At 57.3% G+C, this 19,362-nt stretch carries 19 protein-coding genes, 6 tRNA genes and 1 riboswitch; of the genes, 12 read left to right on the top strand and 13 right to left on the bottom strand.

The features are described 5' to 3' along the window. Positions 1 to 134: 134 nt before the first annotated feature. From rpe to AAFM46_RS06695, 10 genes are all read right to left on the bottom strand, one after another. Complete coding sequence (rpe, locus tag AAFM46_RS06740) at positions 135 to 812, bottom strand: ribulose-phosphate 3-epimerase (protein ID WP_283531479.1); 678 nt, start codon at positions 810 to 812, stop codon at positions 135 to 137. Between the two features lie 71 nt (positions 813 to 883). Further along, positions 884 to 2,455: a transcription antitermination factor NusB gene (locus AAFM46_RS06735; RefSeq protein WP_343320112.1), complete on the bottom strand. Its 1,572-nt coding sequence runs from the start codon at positions 2,453 to 2,455 to the stop codon at positions 884 to 886. Next, positions 2,452 to 3,372, bottom strand: a complete 921-nt coding sequence (locus AAFM46_RS06730) for a methionyl-tRNA formyltransferase (protein WP_343320111.1) — start codon at positions 3,370 to 3,372, stop codon at positions 2,452 to 2,454. Before AAFM46_RS06730 ends, AAFM46_RS06735 begins: the two co-directional genes overlap by 4 nt. Continuing rightward, complete coding sequence (gene def, locus AAFM46_RS06725) at positions 3,369 to 3,932, bottom strand: peptide deformylase (protein WP_343320110.1); 564 nt, start codon at positions 3,930 to 3,932, stop codon at positions 3,369 to 3,371. Before def ends, AAFM46_RS06730 begins: the two co-directional genes overlap by 4 nt. 79 nt (positions 3,933 to 4,011) lie before the next feature. Next, positions 4,012 to 4,854: a cytochrome gene (locus tag AAFM46_RS06720; RefSeq protein ID WP_283531483.1), complete on the bottom strand. Its 843-nt coding sequence runs from the start codon at positions 4,852 to 4,854 to the stop codon at positions 4,012 to 4,014. A gap of 158 nt (positions 4,855 to 5,012) precedes the next feature. Then, positions 5,013 to 5,087, bottom strand: a tRNA-Val gene (locus AAFM46_RS06715). A 100-nt stretch (positions 5,088 to 5,187) separates the two neighbouring features. After that, positions 5,188 to 5,260, bottom strand: a tRNA-Gly gene (locus tag AAFM46_RS06710). 48 nt (positions 5,261 to 5,308) lie between these two features. Further along, positions 5,309 to 5,380 (bottom strand) — tRNA-Val (locus AAFM46_RS06705). Between the two features lie 50 nt (positions 5,381 to 5,430). After that, positions 5,431 to 5,504, bottom strand: a tRNA-Cys gene (locus AAFM46_RS06700). 24 nt (positions 5,505 to 5,528) lie between these two features. Then, a tRNA-Gly gene (locus AAFM46_RS06695) sits at positions 5,529 to 5,601 on the bottom strand. A 471-nt stretch (positions 5,602 to 6,072) separates the two neighbouring features. Here AAFM46_RS06695 and AAFM46_RS06690 point away from each other — a divergent pair. After that, positions 6,073 to 6,147, top strand: a tRNA-Val gene (locus AAFM46_RS06690). Positions 6,148 to 6,248: 101 nt separating this feature from the next. Here AAFM46_RS06690 and AAFM46_RS06685 read toward each other — a convergent pair. Then, entirely contained in the window at positions 6,249 to 6,563 is a 315-nt protein-coding gene (locus tag AAFM46_RS06685; protein ID WP_283531484.1) for a multidrug efflux SMR transporter, read from the bottom strand. An 11-nt stretch (positions 6,564 to 6,574) separates the two neighbouring features. After that, positions 6,575 to 6,636, bottom strand: a riboswitch (guanidine-III (ykkC-III) riboswitch). 162 nt (positions 6,637 to 6,798) lie between these two features. On the opposite strand from AAFM46_RS06685, the gene AAFM46_RS06680 reads away from it, so the two are divergent. Next, positions 6,799 to 6,984 (top strand): antitoxin, encoded by a 186-nt coding sequence (locus tag AAFM46_RS06680; protein WP_343320109.1) that lies wholly within the window; start codon positions 6,799 to 6,801, stop codon positions 6,982 to 6,984. Between the two features lie 143 nt (positions 6,985 to 7,127). Here AAFM46_RS06680 and zapE read toward each other — a convergent pair whose 3' ends face one another. Next, positions 7,128 to 8,198 (bottom strand): cell division protein ZapE, encoded by a 1,071-nt coding sequence (zapE, locus tag AAFM46_RS06675; protein ID WP_283531486.1) that lies wholly within the window; start codon positions 8,196 to 8,198, stop codon positions 7,128 to 7,130. 261 nt (positions 8,199 to 8,459) lie between these two features. Between zapE and AAFM46_RS06670 the strand changes: the two genes are divergently transcribed. The 3 genes from AAFM46_RS06670 (at position 8,460) to ybaK (ending at position 10,543) form a co-directional block, all read left to right on the top strand. Then, positions 8,460 to 9,380, top strand: a complete 921-nt coding sequence (locus AAFM46_RS06670; RefSeq protein WP_283531487.1) for a sulfurtransferase — start codon at positions 8,460 to 8,462, stop codon at positions 9,378 to 9,380. 114 nt (positions 9,381 to 9,494) lie between these two features. Then, positions 9,495 to 9,953 carry a SufE family protein gene (locus AAFM46_RS06665; RefSeq protein WP_343320106.1) on the top strand — a complete coding sequence of 153 codons (459 nt, stop codon included), beginning with the start codon at positions 9,495 to 9,497 and terminating at the stop codon, positions 9,951 to 9,953. An 89-nt stretch (positions 9,954 to 10,042) separates the two neighbouring features. Continuing rightward, positions 10,043 to 10,543, top strand: a complete 501-nt coding sequence (ybaK, locus tag AAFM46_RS06660; RefSeq protein ID WP_343320104.1) for a Cys-tRNA(Pro) deacylase — start codon at positions 10,043 to 10,045, stop codon at positions 10,541 to 10,543. A gap of 816 nt (positions 10,544 to 11,359) precedes the next feature. On the opposite strand, the gene AAFM46_RS06655 is transcribed toward ybaK, so the two are convergent. Further along, on the bottom strand, positions 11,360 to 12,580 hold the full coding sequence (locus tag AAFM46_RS06655) for a lipase (RefSeq protein WP_343320103.1): 1,221 nt from the start codon (positions 12,578 to 12,580) through the stop codon (positions 11,360 to 11,362). A gap of 123 nt (positions 12,581 to 12,703) precedes the next feature. On the opposite strand from AAFM46_RS06655, the gene AAFM46_RS06650 reads away from it, so the two are divergent. The 7 genes from AAFM46_RS06650 (at position 12,704) to AAFM46_RS06620 (ending at position 19,354) form a co-directional block, all read left to right on the top strand. Continuing rightward, the gene (locus AAFM46_RS06650) at positions 12,704 to 13,195 is read left to right on the top strand and encodes a hypothetical protein (RefSeq protein ID WP_283531491.1); all 492 of its coding nucleotides are present in this window, start codon (positions 12,704 to 12,706) and stop codon (positions 13,193 to 13,195) included. A 14-nt stretch (positions 13,196 to 13,209) separates the two neighbouring features. Further along, on the top strand, positions 13,210 to 13,659 hold the full coding sequence (gene msrB, locus AAFM46_RS06645) for a peptide-methionine (R)-S-oxide reductase MsrB (protein WP_343320101.1): 450 nt from the start codon (positions 13,210 to 13,212) through the stop codon (positions 13,657 to 13,659). A 114-nt stretch (positions 13,660 to 13,773) separates the two neighbouring features. After that, the gene (locus tag AAFM46_RS06640) at positions 13,774 to 15,159 is read left to right on the top strand and encodes a DUF6421 family protein (RefSeq protein ID WP_343320099.1); all 1,386 of its coding nucleotides are present in this window, start codon (positions 13,774 to 13,776) and stop codon (positions 15,157 to 15,159) included. Positions 15,160 to 15,177: 18 nt separating this feature from the next. After that, positions 15,178 to 15,888, top strand: coding sequence for an SDR family oxidoreductase (locus tag AAFM46_RS06635; RefSeq protein WP_343320098.1), 711 nt, complete (start codon positions 15,178 to 15,180; stop codon positions 15,886 to 15,888). 45 nt (positions 15,889 to 15,933) lie between these two features. Continuing rightward, positions 15,934 to 17,007, top strand: coding sequence for a low specificity L-threonine aldolase (locus tag AAFM46_RS06630; RefSeq protein ID WP_343320399.1), 1,074 nt, complete (start codon positions 15,934 to 15,936; stop codon positions 17,005 to 17,007). A gap of 162 nt (positions 17,008 to 17,169) precedes the next feature. Continuing rightward, complete coding sequence (locus tag AAFM46_RS06625) at positions 17,170 to 17,784, top strand: DUF3000 domain-containing protein (protein ID WP_343320397.1); 615 nt, start codon at positions 17,170 to 17,172, stop codon at positions 17,782 to 17,784. 49 nt (positions 17,785 to 17,833) lie between these two features. Further along, on the top strand, positions 17,834 to 19,354 hold the full coding sequence (locus tag AAFM46_RS06620; protein WP_343320097.1) for a ribonuclease D: 1,521 nt from the start codon (positions 17,834 to 17,836) through the stop codon (positions 19,352 to 19,354). Positions 19,355 to 19,362: the final 8 nt, after the last annotated feature.

Genomic DNA, 19,362 nt, shown 5'->3' with positions numbered 1-19,362 from the left:
CCACAAGTGTGGACATCTATAACCATTATGGCACTTTTCTGTGCCTCCTTGCCACAGGTGCAAGGCCTTGGTGATAAGTGTTGACGGTGCCCGTCTGTTCGCAAAAACTATGGGCTCCGCGCTAGCTCCAAGAGCTAGCCAAAAGCGAGTTGTCCCTTGGCCCGCAGAGAGTCGATGGCTTCAGCGGGTGAGGGCTGCCCGTAGACTGCCGAACCTGCCACGAAAATGTTCGCTCCAGCTTCAGCAGCACGGGTGATCGTCTCTTCCGTGATGCCCCCATCAACTTGGATGGCTACGTTGATGGAGCTGCCTTCCACAGCTGCCCGGGCGCGGCGGATCTTTGGCAATGTCAGCTCCAAAAAGGCTTGCCCACCAAATCCTGGCTCAACTGTCATGATCAGCAGCATGTCCAGCTCGCTCAGCATGTCCAGGTACGGTTCAACTGGAGTTGCCGGGCGCAGCGCCATGCCAGCTTTAGCTCCCCTGGCCCGCAGTTCGCGAGCCAGCTTAATGGGTGCAGCTGAGGCTTCCACGTGAAAAGTCACTGAATCTAGACCAGCATCCGCATACAGCGGCGCCCAGCGGTCAACCTCGGAAATCATCAGATGCGCATCAAGAGGAACAGTGCTGATCTGCTGGATCCGCTCAACCACGGGCAGCCCGATGGTTAGATTCGGGACAAAATGATTGTCCATGACGTCCACATGAACCGCGTCCGCATTGGAGATCCTGGCCAATTCAGCTTGGAGGTTAACGAAGTCGGCGGACAGGATGCTGGGGTTGATGCAACATTTCAGCGAACGGCTGCTCACGAAAGAACCTCATCTTCTGGGTAGGCACTGGTGCTGGCAGCACTGACATCAATCAGGCTGTTTCCGGTGGATTAGTTTTTACGGATTAATGCCAGGAACATGGCATCGCTTTGGTGGATGTGTGGCCATAGTTGGGCCATCTTTTGATGCGACGGCAGTGGTGAGCTTGAATTCCCTGCGCCCAGGTTGCCTCCCAAGCTGACAGCGTCAAGGGCGGCACCGGCGTCGAGAAGTTCAAGATCATCGCGTTTGCGCATGGCGTCCTCAACGACGGCGATAGTCTCAGCCATGTGGGGGGAACAGGTCACGTAGGCGACAACTCCCCCAGGCTTGACGGCCGCCAGTGCGGAATTTAGCAGCTCGCGCTGGAGCGGACCAAGCTCGGTGACATCGGAGAGCTTGCGACGCCAGCGCGATTCGGGTCGGCGACGCAGCGCACCCAAGCCTGTGCAGGGCGCATCAACGAGGATTCGATCGAATGCCTCCGGGTGTTCCTTCCCAATGTCGCGTCCATCACCAGTGCGCACAGTCCAGCTATCCTGCGGCACTGCTTCGAGTGCTTGGGAGACCAGTTTGGCCCGGTGCACAGACGGTTCATTGGCAAGTATCCAGGCATCTTTCTGACCAGCCAGGGCTGCTAACAAAGCTGCTTTTCCGCCCGGTCCGGCGCACATGTCAAGCCACCGTTCCTCGCCACCGCCCAGCTCGGAAGTGATCTGAACAGCTGCCAGCGCCCGGGCCACCAGCTGCGAGCCGGCGTCTTGGACGCGGACAGAACCATCCCGAACGCTGTCCAGACGGCTGAGATCCCCGCCGGATGACAGCGCGGAATCTACTACGAGTTCCCCTGGTGTGAAACCTGCGTCAAAGGCCTCGGACAGGTCTCCCAGACCTGGCAGCGCAACGAGGTTCACAACGGGGGCCGCATTATCAGCCTCCAGCAAGGCGGTGATCTCAGAAACGTCGCGCCCGTGTGCCACGAGCGCTTGTCGCATGGCCCGGACAATCCATTCGGGGTGGGAATGTTCAATCGAGGCGATCTTCACATCATCGCTGAGGCCCTTGGTGAGCTCGGTCAACCATTCGGGCAACTCCTTGGCCGCAACCTTGCGCAGGACAGCATTAACCAAACCGGATGGGCCTGCGCCAATGGCGGCGCGCGCCAAGCCCACGGTCTCATCCAGAGCCGCGTGTGTGGGTACCCGCATGGCCATCAGCTGGTGGGTGCCAATGCGCAGAGCATCCAAAATCGCCGGGTCCAGTTCACTCAGCGGACGGTCAACACACGTCGCAAGGATGGCGTCATACGTGCCCTGCGCTCGCAATGCGCCGTAAGTGAGTTCGGTGGCGAAACCGGCATCCCGGCGATCAAGACCGTGGCGGCGGATACGCGTTGGCAGTACCAGGTTCGCATAGGCATCGTCCGCAGAGACAGCGCGCAACACTTCAAAAGCCACCAGTCGGGCAGAATCGGCAACGCGTGTGCGCTGACCGGGTGCCGTTTCTGTTCGGTTGCGGGTGGTACTGCGGTTGCGTTCTCGCCCAGCGTCATCTCTACGTTTGACACCGCCGGAGCCTGATTGGCTGCCCTGCCCCGAACTGTTGTTGCGGTGGCTCGAACGTCCGCCTTGCTCGCTGGTCATTCAAACACCACATCTTCCTTGTTGGCCAGGCCTCGGGCCCAGTCGGTTGCTTTCATAAGTTTTTTCCCCGCAGGCTGTACATCCACAAGCTCCACAGCATGCGATCCGGTGCCGACAAGCACACACTTGGCTTCAATCCGCAACTGTGCCGGAGTCAAGTCTGTGACCTCCGGACGCAGCAGCACCGGGCCCACCTTGAAGCGCTGGCCGGACATCATGGTCCATGCACCAGGCTCGGTAGTGACACCACGGATTCGACGGCTGATGGCTAAAGCAGGATCGCCCCACACCACATGGCCATCTTCAAGCGTCAGTTTAGGCGCCAACGAAATTTCGCCCTGTTGTTCCACACCGCCAAGTACTCCGGCCGCAATCCCGTCCATGGTCTGCGCCAGCAGCATGGCACCGCTATGGGAGAGCCGCTCCAACAGCGCGGCGCTGGTATCTGTGGGTTTGATGGCTTCAGTCATAGTGCCATAAACGGGCCCGGTGTCTAGACCCTTTTCTAGTAGGAAAGTAGAGGCACCGGTCACCTCATCGCCGTTGATAACAGAGTGCTGTACGGGCGCCGCCCCGCGCCAGGCAGGGAGCAGGGAGAAGTGTAGATTGATCCAGCCGTGCTCTGGGATAACAAGCGCATGTTCCGGAATCAGTGCGCCGTAGGCAACAATCGCCGCCACCTCGGGTGCGGTCGCTGCGATGGCGGCGGCAGCCTCGGCGTCGATCTTGTCCGTCTTGATGACGGGCAGTCCCAGCTCTGCTGCTCGGGAGGCAACGGCCGACGGCGTCATGACCCGTTTGCGGCCAAGCGGGGCATCCGGGCGGGTCAACACGGCAACGATCTCATGCCCAGCACTGCGCAACGCTTCAAGGGAGGGCAACGCTACGGCTGGTGTCCCTGCAAAAAGTACTCTCATTCGGCAGCGCCTGCACCAAACGATGAGCCCACTGTGCGTGCACGGCTGGCAATGGTTTGCGCAGTCACCTCATGGTAGTTGGCCATACGGATAGCGCGGAGGGCTTCTTTACGGTCCTCACCTTCCAACCTGTCAACATAAAGTTTGCCGTCAAGGTGATCGCATTCATGCTGGAAGCACTTAGCCAAGGTACCTGTGGCTTCCAGGTCGATCGGTTGGCCATACATATCAACGCCGGTCACTCTTACCCAGCGGTGTCGGGCAACTGTGAAGCCTAAACCGGGCACAGACAAACAGCCTTCGGGTTCCGCCGGTGCCATGTCATCACTGGCAACAAGAACGGGGTTGATCACGTAGCCCTCTTCTCCGTCCACGGAGTAGGTGAAGATCCGCTTGTTCACACCGATCTGTGGTGCCGCTAGGCCTGCCCCGCGAACATCGATCATTGTCTGGCGCATATCCTCGATGAGTTTCTCCAGCTCAGGGCCGAAGGTGCTCACTTCTTCGGTGCTTGTCCTTAGGACAGGATCGCCAATGATGCGAATGCTCAGGATGGCCATGGGAGGGCACCTCACTTTGGAATTGATACGAACCGAGTCTGGTCCGGAAAGCGGCTAGTCTCTCCAGTCTAGTTGGCTGTTAGCACCCAGGTGGCGCAATATCGAGCAAAGGCTCACCGGCGGCCGCAGCATCCAATGAGGTTTGCCACACGCGTCGCAATGAGGCGAACTTAAACCAATGTGCCTTCAGAACCTCAGGGTTGGCGCGGAGTGTGCGAACCTCCGTCTCGCCAATGGCAACACCCAACAGGATGGGATCCGCAGAGTACTTCCATGCTTCCCAAGTGCCGGCAGCCTCGTCGATGATGGATTCCTCCGCTTTCATCCCTGCCACCAGCTGCATAACAACCTTTGCATCGAGACTCTTGACCTGGCCATTGCGGTCAGTGCCTTTTGTCTTGTAGTCAATGATGCACAATTTCCCGCCAATTGTGGCCACCAGATCAAGAGTGCCGGCGTAGCCTACGGTTTCATTCCACACAGTAATTTCAGGAGCCAACGGTTTAACTTCGTAGTCCTCCCACCACGCATCAAAACGTAGTGCAAAGTTTTCTTCGCCATTTTCACCCAGAGCTGCAAGCGCCTCAGCCACCTGATGCGGGCGGTCAAGGGCCCGCAACGCCACTTGCTCGCAATAGTTGTGCACACGATCTCCGCGGGCCGCGGCGGCATCGCGGAATTGTTCAGCTGCATTTGAACTGTCACGGACCACAGTGCGTAATTGTCCGGGATTGCCTACGGCTGTGCCTAAATCCGGGTGCTTCGCTACCGCTGTGGCAGCCATGTAACCGATCCACCCGTCAAGGGAGGTGGACTGCTGACCAATAACCGTGGTGATGGAGGGGACCTTGGGTGGGTCCTGCAGGGAACGGGCGTACATACGCCCCAATTCTGTGCTGTGTGCCAATGCTGGTGAGCTCATGCTTCTACTATTCCATGAGCACCCCACACTGTCCCGCACCCCGTGCCAATGCTGTGGATAAACCTCACCGGGAAACTCAACGCTCGGAGGGTGTTCTCGATTTTCGCCGGTGGTGTGCCACCCGCGAAAATCGAGGAGGCCCGCGGAATTCTAAATTGTGGTGGGCGATACTGGGATCGAACCAGTGACCTCTTCCGTGTCAGGGAAGCGCGCTACCGCTGCGCCAATCGCCCAAGTTTGTTCGCTGCCCCACACGCTGGGTCCGCAGATAACAACCCAGATTACACAAAACTGCCGGAACCCAAGGGTTCCGGCAGTTTTGTGTTTATTCCGAGCGGTCGACGAGATTCGAACTCGCGACATCCACCTTGGCAAGGTGGTGCTCTACCAGCTGAGCTACGACCGCACTTACTTTCATCCCAATTTTCACTGGGTGAATGAACATGTTCATTCGTGGGCGATACTGGGATCGAACCAGTGACCTCTTCCGTGTCAGGGAAGCGCGCTACCGCTGCGCCAATCGCCCAAATGCATCCCGCTGAACTATACAGCAAAATACTTTTGGTTCAGCCAAAATGGAGGTGGGAACGGGATTCGAACCCGTGTACACGGCTTTGCAGGCCGTTGCCTCGCCTCTCGGCCACCCCACCGTGAAAACTGAACGGTGTCATGCGAGCGGTTGACGAGATTCGAACTCGCGACATCCACCTTGGCAAGGTGGTGCTCTACCAGCTGAGCTACAACCGCAAAACCAACATTTTCGCACCGTTTGCGTTTCCGCTTCGGTAGTCCGTGTTGCTGCGGTGAAAACATTACCTGAGCCCTTTCCCAAACACCAAATCGGGAACCCCCTGGCAAACACAATTCAACTACCCAAGTATCCAGATCCTTGAATTAACGGCGTTTTTTACAAGATACTCGAATTACAAGCCTGTCATTCAATGGCACAACTTTGCCCTTTCCACGCCACTTTGCGCTCTATTTACGTTCCAGGATCCAGAAAACCCAGTGAGATGCTACTCACACTATTAACAACAGAACTCCCCAGGCTGAGACTCGCTGGCACTGAATCTGGCTTAGTTACGTGTTGCCACGAAGGGCAGTGAGCAAGATTATGAGCACGAGAAAGATTGGGCTATTGTTTTGAACGCACGAGGAACAACGAAGGAACCACTTGCTCGAACATGTTGGAACCTGTTGGACCAGGCTGTTGATTTTGGGCGATTGGCGCAGTGGTAGCGCGTTCCGTTCACACCGGAGAGGTCACTGGTTCGAACCCAGTATCGCCCACCAAAAGAAAAGCCCCTCTGACCAGGACAAACTCTGGTCTGAGGGGCTTTTTCGTGCCACAAAACTGGAATCAAAATACGCAACGTGCCACACGGGCAAGAACACTAGTGCGCGAGTTTCAAACCCACGATGCATCCCACCAGCCCCAACAGAAGCAGGACCTTGATAACTGAGACCGCCTCAGCTCCAGTGAACATGGCATATGCCACTGTCAGGGTTGCACCAACACCTACCCACACGGCATATGAGGTGCCCACCGGCAGAGTCCGCATGGCCCATGCCAAACCAGCCATGCTGGCGACCAGCGAGAGTATAAAAATAATGCTGGGGCCAAGTTTGGAAAAGCCTTCGCTCTTCCCAAGGGCGGTTGCCCAAACCGCTTCCAATACTCCAGAGAAGATTAAAATCAGCCACGCCATGGAACATCTCCTTGACGCCGTCTTGTCGCTGGCCGGGTACGGCGCACCTCGTCCGGGTGCCATCTGGCGAACCTATTTTGACACACACTCCCGCGCGAGCACCACTATCTGAACACGCGGCCATTGGCTAGCATCACAGCTCACTCAGCGGATAAAGCTTTGACAAAGTGTTGTAGCACACTAAAATGGAACGACTTGGGGCGCCAATGGCCCCTTAGAGCGAAGGAGGTGCCGATTGTCTATTTTTGACGATATGAAGGGCAAAGCTGATGGTCTGATCAGTGGCCACGAGGATGCTATCAAGGACGGCGTTGAGAAATCTGGCGACTTTGTCGACAGTAAGACCGGCGATAAGTTCAAAGATCACGTGGACACGGCTCAGAGGGCTGCATCCGACTACGTAGACGGATCAGATAAATAACCTAGGCTCTTCGCCCTTTACGTGGCGTCAAGGAAGGCGCCGGTTCCGTCGAGAGACGAGACCGGCGCTTTTTATTTTAAGAGACAGTTGCTTGCGAACAGTTACTCTGCACGGAGCAGGCAACCTCAGAGATGGCAGTAATGCTAGGAAACAGACTGCGGGGCGCTGGCTTCCTGTGCTTCCCGGGCCAAGGCCGTCAAACGTGAAACGGCGCGGAAATACTTCTTCTGGTACCCGCCTGTCATCATTTCGGGGGTGAACAGCTGATCCAAGCGTGCCCCGCTGGCCAGGATTGGCACATCCTTGTCATAGAGCCGGTCCGCGAGCACCACAAAACGCAAGGCCACCGACTGCTCGGTGATGGTGTGGACGTTGCGCCACACCACGGCGTCGATCCCTTCAAGCATTTGCCTATACCTTGACGGGTGCACCCCCGCTAGATGGTCAATGAGTGTGCCAAAGTCATCAAGAGCCACACTTTGACCGTCAAAGTCACGGCGCATGTGTGCGTCCAGGTCGCTGTTCGGGACGGGCTCCGGTGGGGTAGGCAGTCCCCGGTGGCGGAAGTCCTCGCCATCAATATGCAATATTTCGAACTGATCCGCCAGCACCTGAATCTCGCGCTGGAAATCAACGGCAGCAAAACGTCCGTCGCCTAGAGAACCCGGCAGGGTGTTGGAAGTTGCCGCCAACTTCACACCGGCGTCGGCCAATTCACGCATCAGCCGCGACATCAACACGGTGTCCCCCGGATCATCAAGCTCAAACTCGTCAATACAGACAAGCTTGTATTCACTCAGTGCCTCTACTGTTTTGCGGAAAGAAAGGGCTCCGACAAGGTTGGTGTACTCCACAAAGGTGCCAATAGCCTTTGGACCTTGAACCTCATGCCAAAGCGAAGACAAAAGGTGCGTCTTACCGACCCCAAAGCCTCCGTCAAGGTAAATACCGGCGCGCTTTCCCGCCCCGTTGGCGCCAGCGGCCTTGGGCTTGACGCCAAATAGTTTACGAAGGCCCGTGGCTGGCTTCACTGCGGCACCCGCGGCGAACTCCTTCAACAAAGTCACGGCTTGTGTTTGCGAAGGTTGCGCTGGATCCGGGCGGTAAGTGTCAAAGGAAACCTCACCAAATCTCGGTGACGGGACGAACCCCTTCAGCAGTTCCTCCACCGAAACTGCTGGACGGCGGGTGGAAAGTTGTTCAACTTGTACCAAGGACGATTCCGATCATCAAAAAAATTTCAGCCGACATGCTGTGCACGGGCCACGGCTCATGCCTACAAGAATACCCACCACATATTGCGTTTCGTTAACGCAGGGGAAGTAAACAGCGCGCTAACTGGTTACGGTTAGAAAGATCAATAGCTGCTGCACGCATGTTCGCAGTGGCACACTATTTAGTACCTCATGGCCACGGAACGGTTCCGGAATTTTCTGGGACGGCGCCGGCGTGAGCAGTTTATAAGAAGGGGCACCATGCCTGTTGCAGTTGAATCAAACGAGAAGTTCGCAAGCTATGCCCACCCGGAACGCCTAGTATCTACCGAGTGGCTTGCCAATGCCATGGCCAGTGCCGCCACGCAGGACGGCAGCCTTGTTGTGGTTGAATCCGACGAGGATGTACTCCTGTACGAGACCGGGCACATCCCCGGCGCCGTCAAGATTGACTGGCACACTGACCTGAACGACGACGTTACCCGCGACTACATCGATGGCAAGGCTTTCGCTGTGCTCGCCGCTGCTAAGGGAATCTCCCGCGACACAACAGTTGTTGTCTACGGCGATAACTCCAACTGGTGGGCGGCTTACGCTCTCTGGGTTTTCAGCTTGTTTGGCCACGAAGACGTTCGCCTGCTCGACGGCGGTCGCGATAAGTGGATTGCCGAGGGCCGTGAACTGACTACCGACGCCACGGCAGTCACCCCGTCCGCAGGCTACCCAGTTGTAGAGCGCAACGACGCTCCCATTCGCGCCTACAAGGATGACGTTCTGGCGCACCTGGGCAAGCCTTTGATAGATGTTCGGTCAACCGAGGAATACACCGGGGAACGCACTCACATGCCTGCCTACCCCCAGGAAGGAACACTGCGAGGTGGCCATATCCCTACAGCAGCGTCCATCCCGTGGTCACGTGCGGCCGCAGAGGATGGCACCTACCGAAGCCGTGAGGAGCTCGAAGCCCTTTATCTAGGTGAGGCAGGACTTGTGCCAGGGGATGACGTGGTTGCCTACTGCCGGATTGGCGAGCGTTCTAGCCATACTTGGTTTGCTTTGAAGTACCTATTAGGTTTTGAGACCGTGCGCAACTACGACGGTTCATGGACCGAGTGGGGCAATGCTGTCCGCGTTCCCATTGCCGTCGGTAAAGAGCGCGGTGAACTGCCAACTGCGATCTAATCAGTGGCGTTCCATGGTGTTGGCTCGTGACCGGGTCAACACCGTGGTGTACCAAGGCAGAGAATCGTCATTGATTTTTCACACTCACAAGAAAAGAAACGTACGCTTTAGTAGATGACTACTTCACAAGCACTTCCCCCAGCGTTGGCCGAGATCGTCACAGACTTCCAAGAATTGGAAGAACGCGATCGCCTCACGCTGCTTTTGGAATTCTCCCGAACCCTTCCGGCTTTGCCGGAACGCCTGCGCGACCATCCCGAGTTGTTGGAACAGGTGGTGGAATGCCAGTCGCCACTGTTTCTTACCGTTGAATCGGAGAAAACGGACAACGGCGACGTCATCCGTTTGTACTTCCAAGCTCCCCCGGAAGCTCCCACCACTCGTGGCTTTGCATCGGTCCTGTGCGAAGGCCTTGATGGGTTGACGGCCGAGGAGATCCTGGCTGTTCCAGATGACATGCCCGAACAGCTTGGTCTGACCCGAGCCATCTCCCCGCTGCGTATGCGCGGCATGTCCGCCATGTTGGGACGAGTCAAGCGCAAGATTCGCAACGGTGTGCGACCAGCCCTCTAGGCGCGTACCACCGAGAACCAAACACAGGAAATCTGCGCCCACAACCGTCTTGTCCGGGATGCTGAGTACACGGCTGGCATAATTGGCCTATGGCCAAGAAAACCTCCTCAACCAGCGCTGGCACCCTCGCGACTGTCGCCTTAAAGGCCGCCGGTGTGCCTTTTACTGCACACAGTTACACCCATGATCCGGAGAATACAAATTTCGGACTCGAAGCCGCGACCTTAATGGGTGTTGCACCAGAGCGCGTTTTTAAGACACTCATGGCGGAGGTTGGTGACAGCCTTGTGGTGGCGGTTGTACCCGTAAATGGCAGCTTGGACCTGAAAGCCCTCGCCCAAGCGCTGGGTCACAAGAAGGCCGCTATGGCCGATCCAGCCACGGCCCAACGTCGAAGCGGCTATGTCCTAGGCGGTATCTCACCCTTGGGCCAGCGCCACCATAGCCCCACCATAGTGGATGAATCAGCACTGCAGTACGCAACCATTTATGTTTCCGGCGGGCGCAGAGGTTTCGACGTTGAACTCTCACCCACGTGCCTCATCACGCTGACACAAGCTATAACAGCGAAGATCGGCCACCCCGTCTGAGCCAACAGCCCCCAGCCCGCGTGTGCGATTCGTGGTCGGCGATATCAAAGCAGACAGGACGGCCGCAAGTTTTTTTACGATCGTATGGACAGGCACGGTTGCCCACAGTGGAAAGAAACTTTTCAATGAAACAGTCCCAAGATATTTGGCATTGACCAATCGCATCCGATTGATAATATTCCCCATTTCTCAACCAACGCCGGGCCGCGTCCAAACACCTGTCACACACTTAGGCGGAAATTGATATGTTTCTTGAGGATACTGTCCATCAACATTCGTTGCAGCGGCGAGCGGCGCCCTCGTCATGGGTTCGGTGGTCTCGGCAGATATGCCTGCATCGGGGCGGCAACGGGAACCAACCTGAAGTTCCACCTCAGCCGCAGCATTGGACATGGATGTCGCATGCGATTCCCCCGGTCCAGTTGTCTTTCACATTGGGCCCGCGGACAACAATCTCGCCACCATTTGCACTGTAAATCAATTTGCAGATGTGCAATGGCAAACCGGAGCAAAACCGCATCATGTATAACCACTCGGCTTCTCTGCGTAAAGAGAAATCGTATTCTATAATTCGAGTGGAATCCAAGCCTGTTGCGATTATCGCAGTACGCCGATTTGTTGCAGTCAGGGGCACTGACCAATACCGCTGTGTAAATTTGTAAAGCTCTTGAGTACGAACAGCTCTTGGGTGAGCAGGAACGGCACGTCTCGATCGGCATGGGGATGTTCCGTGCGCACCCACGAAAGCTGTTGGCCGGTAGGAGTCCTGGGCGCATCCGTCAGCGGTGCCGGAGTTTCAGGCATGTCAGGAACGGGTTACAACTCTCGAGGCAGGGCGTGCTTGCCCAAACGCGGACGCAGCCAACTTTCAACAACGTTCTCCCAGCGTGCAGGGTCAACATTCCATTCTTTGGTGTGCAACGCCTTGCTGAATGGCTCAAAGGTGACCATCTCCGGATTCCGCCGCGCCAATTCCGCTGTGGGCTCGTAGGGCACAAAGTCATCGTCAATACTGTGCAGGATCAACGACGGTGTTCTGAGCTCAACGGCTCGACTGACCCAGTCCATGCTCTTGAAGTCCACCGGTGCCGCCAGCCCTGTCAGGCGCCTGCCCAGCGGATGCGTCAACATGAGTTCGGCATAGTTGCCAATGTAGTTGGGGATTCTATTTAGTGCAGCCTGATGCGCCAGCACGTTGACCCAGTTGATAACAGGGGCATCCAAAACCAAAGCTAGTATGTGTTTCCGGTTTCGGGCCACATCTGCAGTTTGCAAACTAATGGCCCCTCCCATTGAGTAGCCGAACAACACAACGTCCTTGGCACCCCGAGAGATGGCAAAATCAATGGCCACCTCAACATCCGCCCATTCCGTGACGCCCAGGCCATATCTGCCATCCGGAGCTTTGGGGGCGTCGCCGTCGTTCCTGTAAGACATCAGCAAAGCGTTCATGCCAAGTCGGTGCGCAGTGGGGACCGCACGCAGTCCCTCGTTGCGGGTGGCGCCACGTCCGTGCACCATGATGGCCCATGTGGGACCGGGATCAAGTGCGGGAAGGAGCCAGGCCGGTCCCGGTCCGCCGGGAAGGTCCAAGGTAACGTCCTCGCACTCCAACCCCATCTCCTCCGGGTGGGCGTGCAGGCTTCCTGACCACCAGCCCGACGTGGCACTGCGCAGTTCCCCGCCAAGGACAGCAATGACTTCGCGGGTGACACTGCCTTCGCGTGGCACATAAGAAATGATGGGGCCAATAATTGCGTGGGCGCGGCCCTTGTCAAAGAAAAGCCCATAGTTGCCTTCAACAATGGTGTCGGGCTGGGCTTCCAACACGACCTGCAGTGTGGGTCCGTCAGTAATCACAGCCAAGATGGCGACATCGTCAACTCGTTGTTTTTCGGGAGTAATGATGCGCCGGGCAAAGTAAGCGGCAAGTCCAGATGTAGCGGTGACAACCGTTACCGCTCCGATCCCTGCTGCAGCGGCGCCCAAGGCACCCCATTTAAGCCATGCACTTGACTGCTGTTCTGAGGTAGCCATGCCTCCATTCTGCCCACGGCCGCGGGGCTGCGTCGAGCGGCGCACCGTGAGCAAGCCCAACTTTCTTGGCACACGGCGGGCGCCCTGCATTGTTTATCCTGTGCGGAAGCCTAAGCTGGTGCAATGACCGAGACGATCATCATCCTGACCGAAGAACCACTAACTGCCGTGGACGTAGCGAACATCACCGATCTTTACAGCGCCGAGGACGACGTTGAACTGGTGCTGATAGTCCCTGCTGACACACGGCGTAATTTGTTTGTCGATGTCATCGACCAGCTGACAATGCTTGACCTTCCGGGCGCTCTGCGCGAGTTCCGCGAGAAGCCAGATGCAGAAACCGTCATGACCGAGGCCAAGGATATTCTTTCAATGTCCATGCATGCTCTGCACGCCGCCGGAGCCAAGGCAACAGGCAGTGTTGACGAGGGCGACGCCGTTGCCTCCTTGGTTGCCAAAGTCACCGAACTCGGTGCACGCCAAGCAGTGGTTGTCACCCGGCCACATGCGGTTGCCGACACCTTCCGGCAGGACTGGGCCAACCAGGCTCAGCGCAAATTGGGACTTCCCGTTTTGCATCTGTACTCCGGTTCGGGATTTATTGGCGACTCTTAAGCGTTGAGTCAAGTATGAGAACTTCCGAAAGCCCCGCCACGCCCACAGTCGTAAAAACTGATGCTCAATGGCGCAATGAACTTAGTCCAGCCGAGTATCAGGTCCTGCGCCAAGCCGGAACAGAACGGCCCTACACGGGCGAATACTGGGACTCCACCCAAGAAGGCGTGTATGAATGCCGCGCCTGTGGCGCCGAACTTTTCACATCTAAGGAAAAGTTCTCCTCCCACTGTGGTTGGCCATCGTTCTTTGCGCCACTGGCCGACGGAACTGTGCGCTACATTCACGATAATTCGATGGGCATGCAGCGAGTGGAAGTTCGCTGCAGCGCCTGTGAATCGCACTTGGGCCACCTCTTTGAAGGAGAGGGATATGACACGCCCACCGATGAGCGCTTCTGTATCAACTCCGTTTCGCTAAAACTACGCGAAGGTACACAAGAGCTTTCGCCCGAAGCGCCGTAAAGGCCCCGAGCATGAGACTCTCTTATGCTCGGGACTATTCAACATTAGTTCTGCTGTTCCATTGCTACGCTTTAAAAAATGCTCCACACGCATCGCGTAGCAAGGACGGCACCTATGAATATCACTCTTGAAAGCCCCGAGAATGTCAGCGCCTTTGATGACGGCAATTTGGCAAACCACTCAGCATGGCTAGATCTTAAACAGGCGGCTACAGAGCTGTCCGCAGTGCAGATCAAGGACGGCTCAGTTCCGGAACTCTCCGATCATGATGCTGCCCGCTCCTTGATTGAAACCATTAAAAACTCCATCCAGGAGCTTGCCCCCCACTTCCCCCACGATGCGCTGTACCTGGAGCTCTTGGTGAAAGACTTCACCACGTGGGTTGATAGTGGTTTGGGCATTCCAGACTTTCTTGATTCACTGCTGGCATTCAACCCCCAGGAGCACAGGATCAATGGGCTGCGCCACCTTGTGGTATTCCCCATGTACACGCAAAACGGGTCTACTTCACGCCACGTTGAAGCAGTTCTTGTGGAGGTAATCTGGCCCGAGTTCATAGACGAGCTTGAAGCCGGCAGCTACTCCAACAAGCTGTTTGTCCCTCTGCGCTTCATTGATTTCACTCCCGGCTATGACAGCAACTCCGCTGTCCTGTTCCCCGAAAGCGTCTCAGTGCGCGAAACACCAACCTTCACCTGGGGTGCCATCTTCCAGGACCGCGAAGCTGCACGTTTCCGGCGCGTGGTCCGGGAGGCCGCCGCGGTAACCCGACTGGAACTGCCAGCCGACGCCGTCGAACTTTTGGATGATCAGGCACTGACGCAGGAAACCTTCGTTATGTGGGATCTGATCCATGACAGGACCCACATGCGTGGGGATCTGCCCTTTGATCCGTTCATGATCAAACAACGCATGCCGTTTTTCCTGTACTCACTAGAGGAACTTCGTTGTGATTTGACCGCCTACCGTGAGTCAGTGGCTGTTGAGCACGATGAGAAAGCTTCACCGGAAGCGCGAAAGCACGCCAAACTTGTCCAGTACACAGTAATCTTTGACAGAATTTTCCGTTTCGCGATTACAGGTACACGGGTGCGCAACTATGACGGCGTGGGCGGCCAGCTACTCTTTGCCTGGCTGCATCAGCATCACGTACTGCACTGGACGGACACCAAGCTCACGATCGACTGGGCCGATGTTCCTGCTGTTGTGATAGCACTCGGACACGAGATTGAGGAACTGTACTGGCGCTCAATCGACAGGCCCAAGCTGGCGCACTGGTTGGCAGCTTACGAGCTTGTTTCCGCCACGCTAACGCCCAATCCCGCATCCACGTGGGCCAAGGGTCCGGACGCGCTGCCGTTGACCTCGCCCTTGCGTGAAATCACGGACCAGGTCATGGATGATGAATTCCCGCTCTCCATGTTCTACGAAGCGTTGGGCAAGAAAATGCGTGGTGTTATTGAGTCAACTTCAGGCATCACAGGCGCCGGGGAAGCCTGAGTGGGTAGTGTAAGTGGCATGAGAACTTCTCCACTTGTAGTGATCGCAGGCGGCAGCAGCCAGGCGGGTATCGCTGTTGCGGCTGCGCTGCTGGCGGCAGGGAACCGTGTAATCACCGTTGGTTCCAACGCTGAACGCATCACATCCGCCGCCGAAGCAGCCGGTGGCGCCATCCCCCTGGTGTGCGATCTCACGAACCCAGAGTCGGTCACCGCACTAGCAGCCCAGGTCCATAGCACTTTTGGATTAATTGACGGGCTCGTTCATCTTGTGGGTGGCTGGCGTGGTGGCAAGGGCATAGCAGAACAAAGCGACATGGACTGGGATTTCCTTCACACCTCGGTACTCACTACACTGCGAAACACAAGCCGGGCCTTCTATGACGATATTGCCGCTTCACCGGTAGGTCGCTTAGCCATAGTCTCCTCAACATCAGTCACAGCACCTACTCTCGGTAACGCCAACTACGCAGCTGTGAAGTCAGCAGCAGAAACGTGGGTTGGGGCGTTGGCACAGGGCTTCAGCCTGGCGGCCGGTGCGGAAATAACGGAAACTGGCCCTGCCGCCGTCGTACTTGTGGTGAAGGCCCTTGTTGACGACGGTATGCGGGCGCGCTCCCCTGAGCGTAAATTCCCTGGTTTCACGCACGTCTCTGTGCTGGCAGAGAATGTAACAGGGCTTTTTGCTACATCCGCCGCAGAACTCAACGGCGCACGCATTATTTTGTAGGCGCATTATTTTGCCCCTAATCAACGCATCGACAATCGAAGGTACATTGTGAGCATTGGCAGCACCGAATCTATCCAACTTCACGACACATCAGTGATTGGTTTCGCCTCGGATAACTACTCCGGCGTCCATCCAGAGGTGTTAGAGGCGTTGGCAGCAGCCAATGGCGGACACCAGGTGGCCTATGGGGAAGATGTTTATACCGCGCGGTTGCGCCGCGAGATGGGGGCACTCTTTGGCAAGGACGTTGATGTCTTCCCCGTTTTCAACGGCACTGGTGCCAACGTAGTGGCATTGCAGTCCCTGTTGCCGCGGTGGGGTGCTGTTGTGTGCGCCTCTACAGCTCACATCAATATGGATGAAAACGGTGCGCCAGAGCGTGTGGGCGGGATGAAACTCTTGGCCGTACCGACCCTTGACGGAAAGTTGACTCCCGAGCTGATCGATAAGGAAGCCTGGGGGTTCGGCGACGAACACCGGGCCCAGCCGCTTGCCGTTTCCATCACTCAGACCACAGAGTTGGGTACCTGTTACAGCCCCGATGAAGTGCGGGCCATCTGCGATCATGCCCATTCCTTGGGTATGAAGGTGCACATGGATGGTGCACGATTGGCCAATGCGGCTGCCTTCCTCGGTGTACCAGTGCGTGAATTCACCTCCGACGCCGGCGTAGACGTGCTCTCTTTTGGTGGCACTAAGAACGGGATGATGTACGGCGAAATCGTTGTGGCGCTCAATCCGGCAGCCACCGACGGCCTGATTTACCTGCGCAAAATGAACATGCAGCTCTCCTCCAAGATGCGCTTCATTTCAGCTCAACTGCTAGCTCTGCTCAGCGATGACCTATGGTTGGCGTCGGCCGGACACGCCAACGCGATGGCCGCTCGACTGCGTGCCGCCGTTGAGGACCTTCCAGAAGTGCAATGCACCCAAGCAACACAGTCCAATGGCGTATTTGCCATCCTGCCTGCTGGCGTTGCTGAGCGTCTGCGGGAAAAGTTCCGCTTCTACGACTGGGACGAGTCTGCGCGCGAAGTGCGCTGGATGTGTTCTTTCGACACTTCCGAGGCTGACGTTGACGCCTTCGTGTCCGCACTGCGCGCCGAGCTGGGGAGCTGACCTTCGCAACGGGGCTGGCTGGTGCGCGTTAGCACTAGCCTGCCCCACGCTGCGCTGCGGTACGCAACGTAGTGCCGGTGCCCGACGTGCTGCTTAAAGAGCTAGCAAGCTCCCCTCGCGGCGCGCCTGCACGGGTTCGGGCCGGTGCCGTCATAATCTGCCATTGTGAGCCTCTTGCCGCAGCTTCCAGCTGACTTTCAGATTGCCTTGGCATCGCTACGCGAAGTTCTCAGCCGCAGCGAGCTGACTCTGGCGGAAGTTCCGGCTCCTGCCCGGCTCGCCCCCTTTGGAGTAGCCGTGGGCGCGGAGGTTATTGTTGATGGGGAACAGCTCGCCACCGGCCGCTTCATTCTGCTCCACGACCCGCAAGGCAAAGCCCTGTGGGATGGCACCTTCAGGATCGTCAGCTATATCCGTGCGCAGTTGGAAGCTGACATAGGAAACGACTCACTTCTAGGAAACGTCGCGTGGGCCTGGCTGACCGAGGCGCTGGAGGAGCAGGACGCCCAATATTCCAGCGCCGGCGGCACGGCAACCCGCATTCTTTCTGAAAGCTACGGCACGCTAGCCGCACGCCCTGATTCGGTTGACATTGAGCTCAGAGCATCGTGGACTCCCACAGGCACCGCAATCACTCCGCATCTGCAAGCATGGGCAAACATTGTCTGCACCTTTGCAGGTTTGCCACCTGTGCCCGAGGGTGTAACTTTATTGCCCCGGCGCTCCAGCGAGCGGACCCGTCACCAGCCACGTCAACGGCCGCTAAAAAACAATTAATGGCCCGCAACCGAGGGTAGTCTTGACCATTCGCTAGACTAAGGTCATCATGACCAATCCAGAATCAAGCACACAGAGCCGCGCCGAAGAAGAAACGACAGCATTTTCTTCAGCTCAGGAAGGCTGTAGCTCGCCCACCAATAATGGCCGCAACCGTGATCAGGGTCCTGATGCCCGTGGCACAGCTACGGAAACTGCCCAGGCCCCGCTGACGTCGGTTGTTATTGACGGCCAAAGGATGGAACTTGGCAATCTTCCCGAATTAGTGGAACTGGATATGCCCAGCGATGGCATCCCCTCCGTGGTAGAAACTGACCCGGCGCTAAAAAGGTGCGCGGCGGCTTTGGCAGCAGGAACTGGCCCGGCTGCCGTTGATACGGAGAGGGCTTCCGGATTCCGCTACGGCCAACGTGCCATGTTGGTGCAGATCCGCCGCGAGGGTGCCGGTACGTGGCTCATCGATCCCGAGGCCTTTGATGACCTGAAGATCATTGACGAGGCACTGCGCGGTGTTGAGTGGATTCTGCATGCTGCCAGCCAGGATCTGCCCTGTCTTGCCGGCGTCGGTATGTGGCCGGATAAACTCTTCGACACCGAACTTGCAGCCCGTCTCGCCGGGTTGCCGCGTGTGGGGCTCGGGGCAGTGGTTGAATCCCTGCTCGGCTACCATTTGGCCAAAGAACACTCCGCCGCTGACTGGTCCAAACGGCCCCTGCCTGAGCCGTGGTTGCGGTACGCCGCATTGGATGTAGAGGTGCTGGTGGATCTTGAAGATGAGCTCGTTGCCTTGCTTGAAAATGACGGCAAACTTGATTATGCCGCTCAAGAATTCCAGCACCTGATCGACGCTGGCGTTCCCGCACCGCGCGTAGATCCCTGGCGGCGCACATCCGGCTCACACACTATCCGCAACCGGGTTCAGTTGGGGGCCGTACGCGAACTTTGGTACACACGTGAAAAGTTGGCCGAACACCGCGACATTGCCCCGACCCGGCTCATTCCAGACACCGCTATCATCGCTGCAGCCAAGGGCATGCCCACCACTGTTCCGGCGTTGCTGGCACTTTCAGGCTTTCATGGCCGCGCGGCCAAGCGGGACGCCCCCAAATGGCTACATGCCATCCAAACGGCCAAAAACAGCACCGATCAGCCCCCGTTGCAGGTTTCCGGTAATGCCCCGCCGCCGCCTCGCATGTGGGCCGAGCGTGATGTTGCGGCAGCTGCCCGTTACGCCACGGCGCGCCCACGCCTGGCTGATCTTGCAGATGCTGTTAACATTCCCGTTGAGAACATCCTTACCCCGGACTTTCTGCGCCGCGTGTGCTGGCGCCCGCCAACGCAGATTACTGTTGCCAGCGTTTCTGCCCAGTTAACGGAGCTTGGGGCACGTCAGTGGCAGATCGATTTATCAGTGGAGATCCTCACTGCCGCATTAGCGAACCCTGAGCCTCTGCCGCCCAAGGAACCGAAGACACCCAAGGGCCAGAAGGAACCAAAGAGCCAGATGGTACCGACGAACCAGCGTGAGACTGGCGCACACGAGGGCACGCCAAGCTCCGAGCAGTCCTGAGCTTGCTC

The sequence above is a fragment of the Arthrobacter sp. TMP15 genome, assembly GCF_039529835.1.
Lineage (GTDB): Bacteria > Actinomycetota > Actinomycetes > Actinomycetales > Micrococcaceae > Specibacter.
This window is presented reverse-complemented; position numbering and strand designations above follow the sequence as displayed.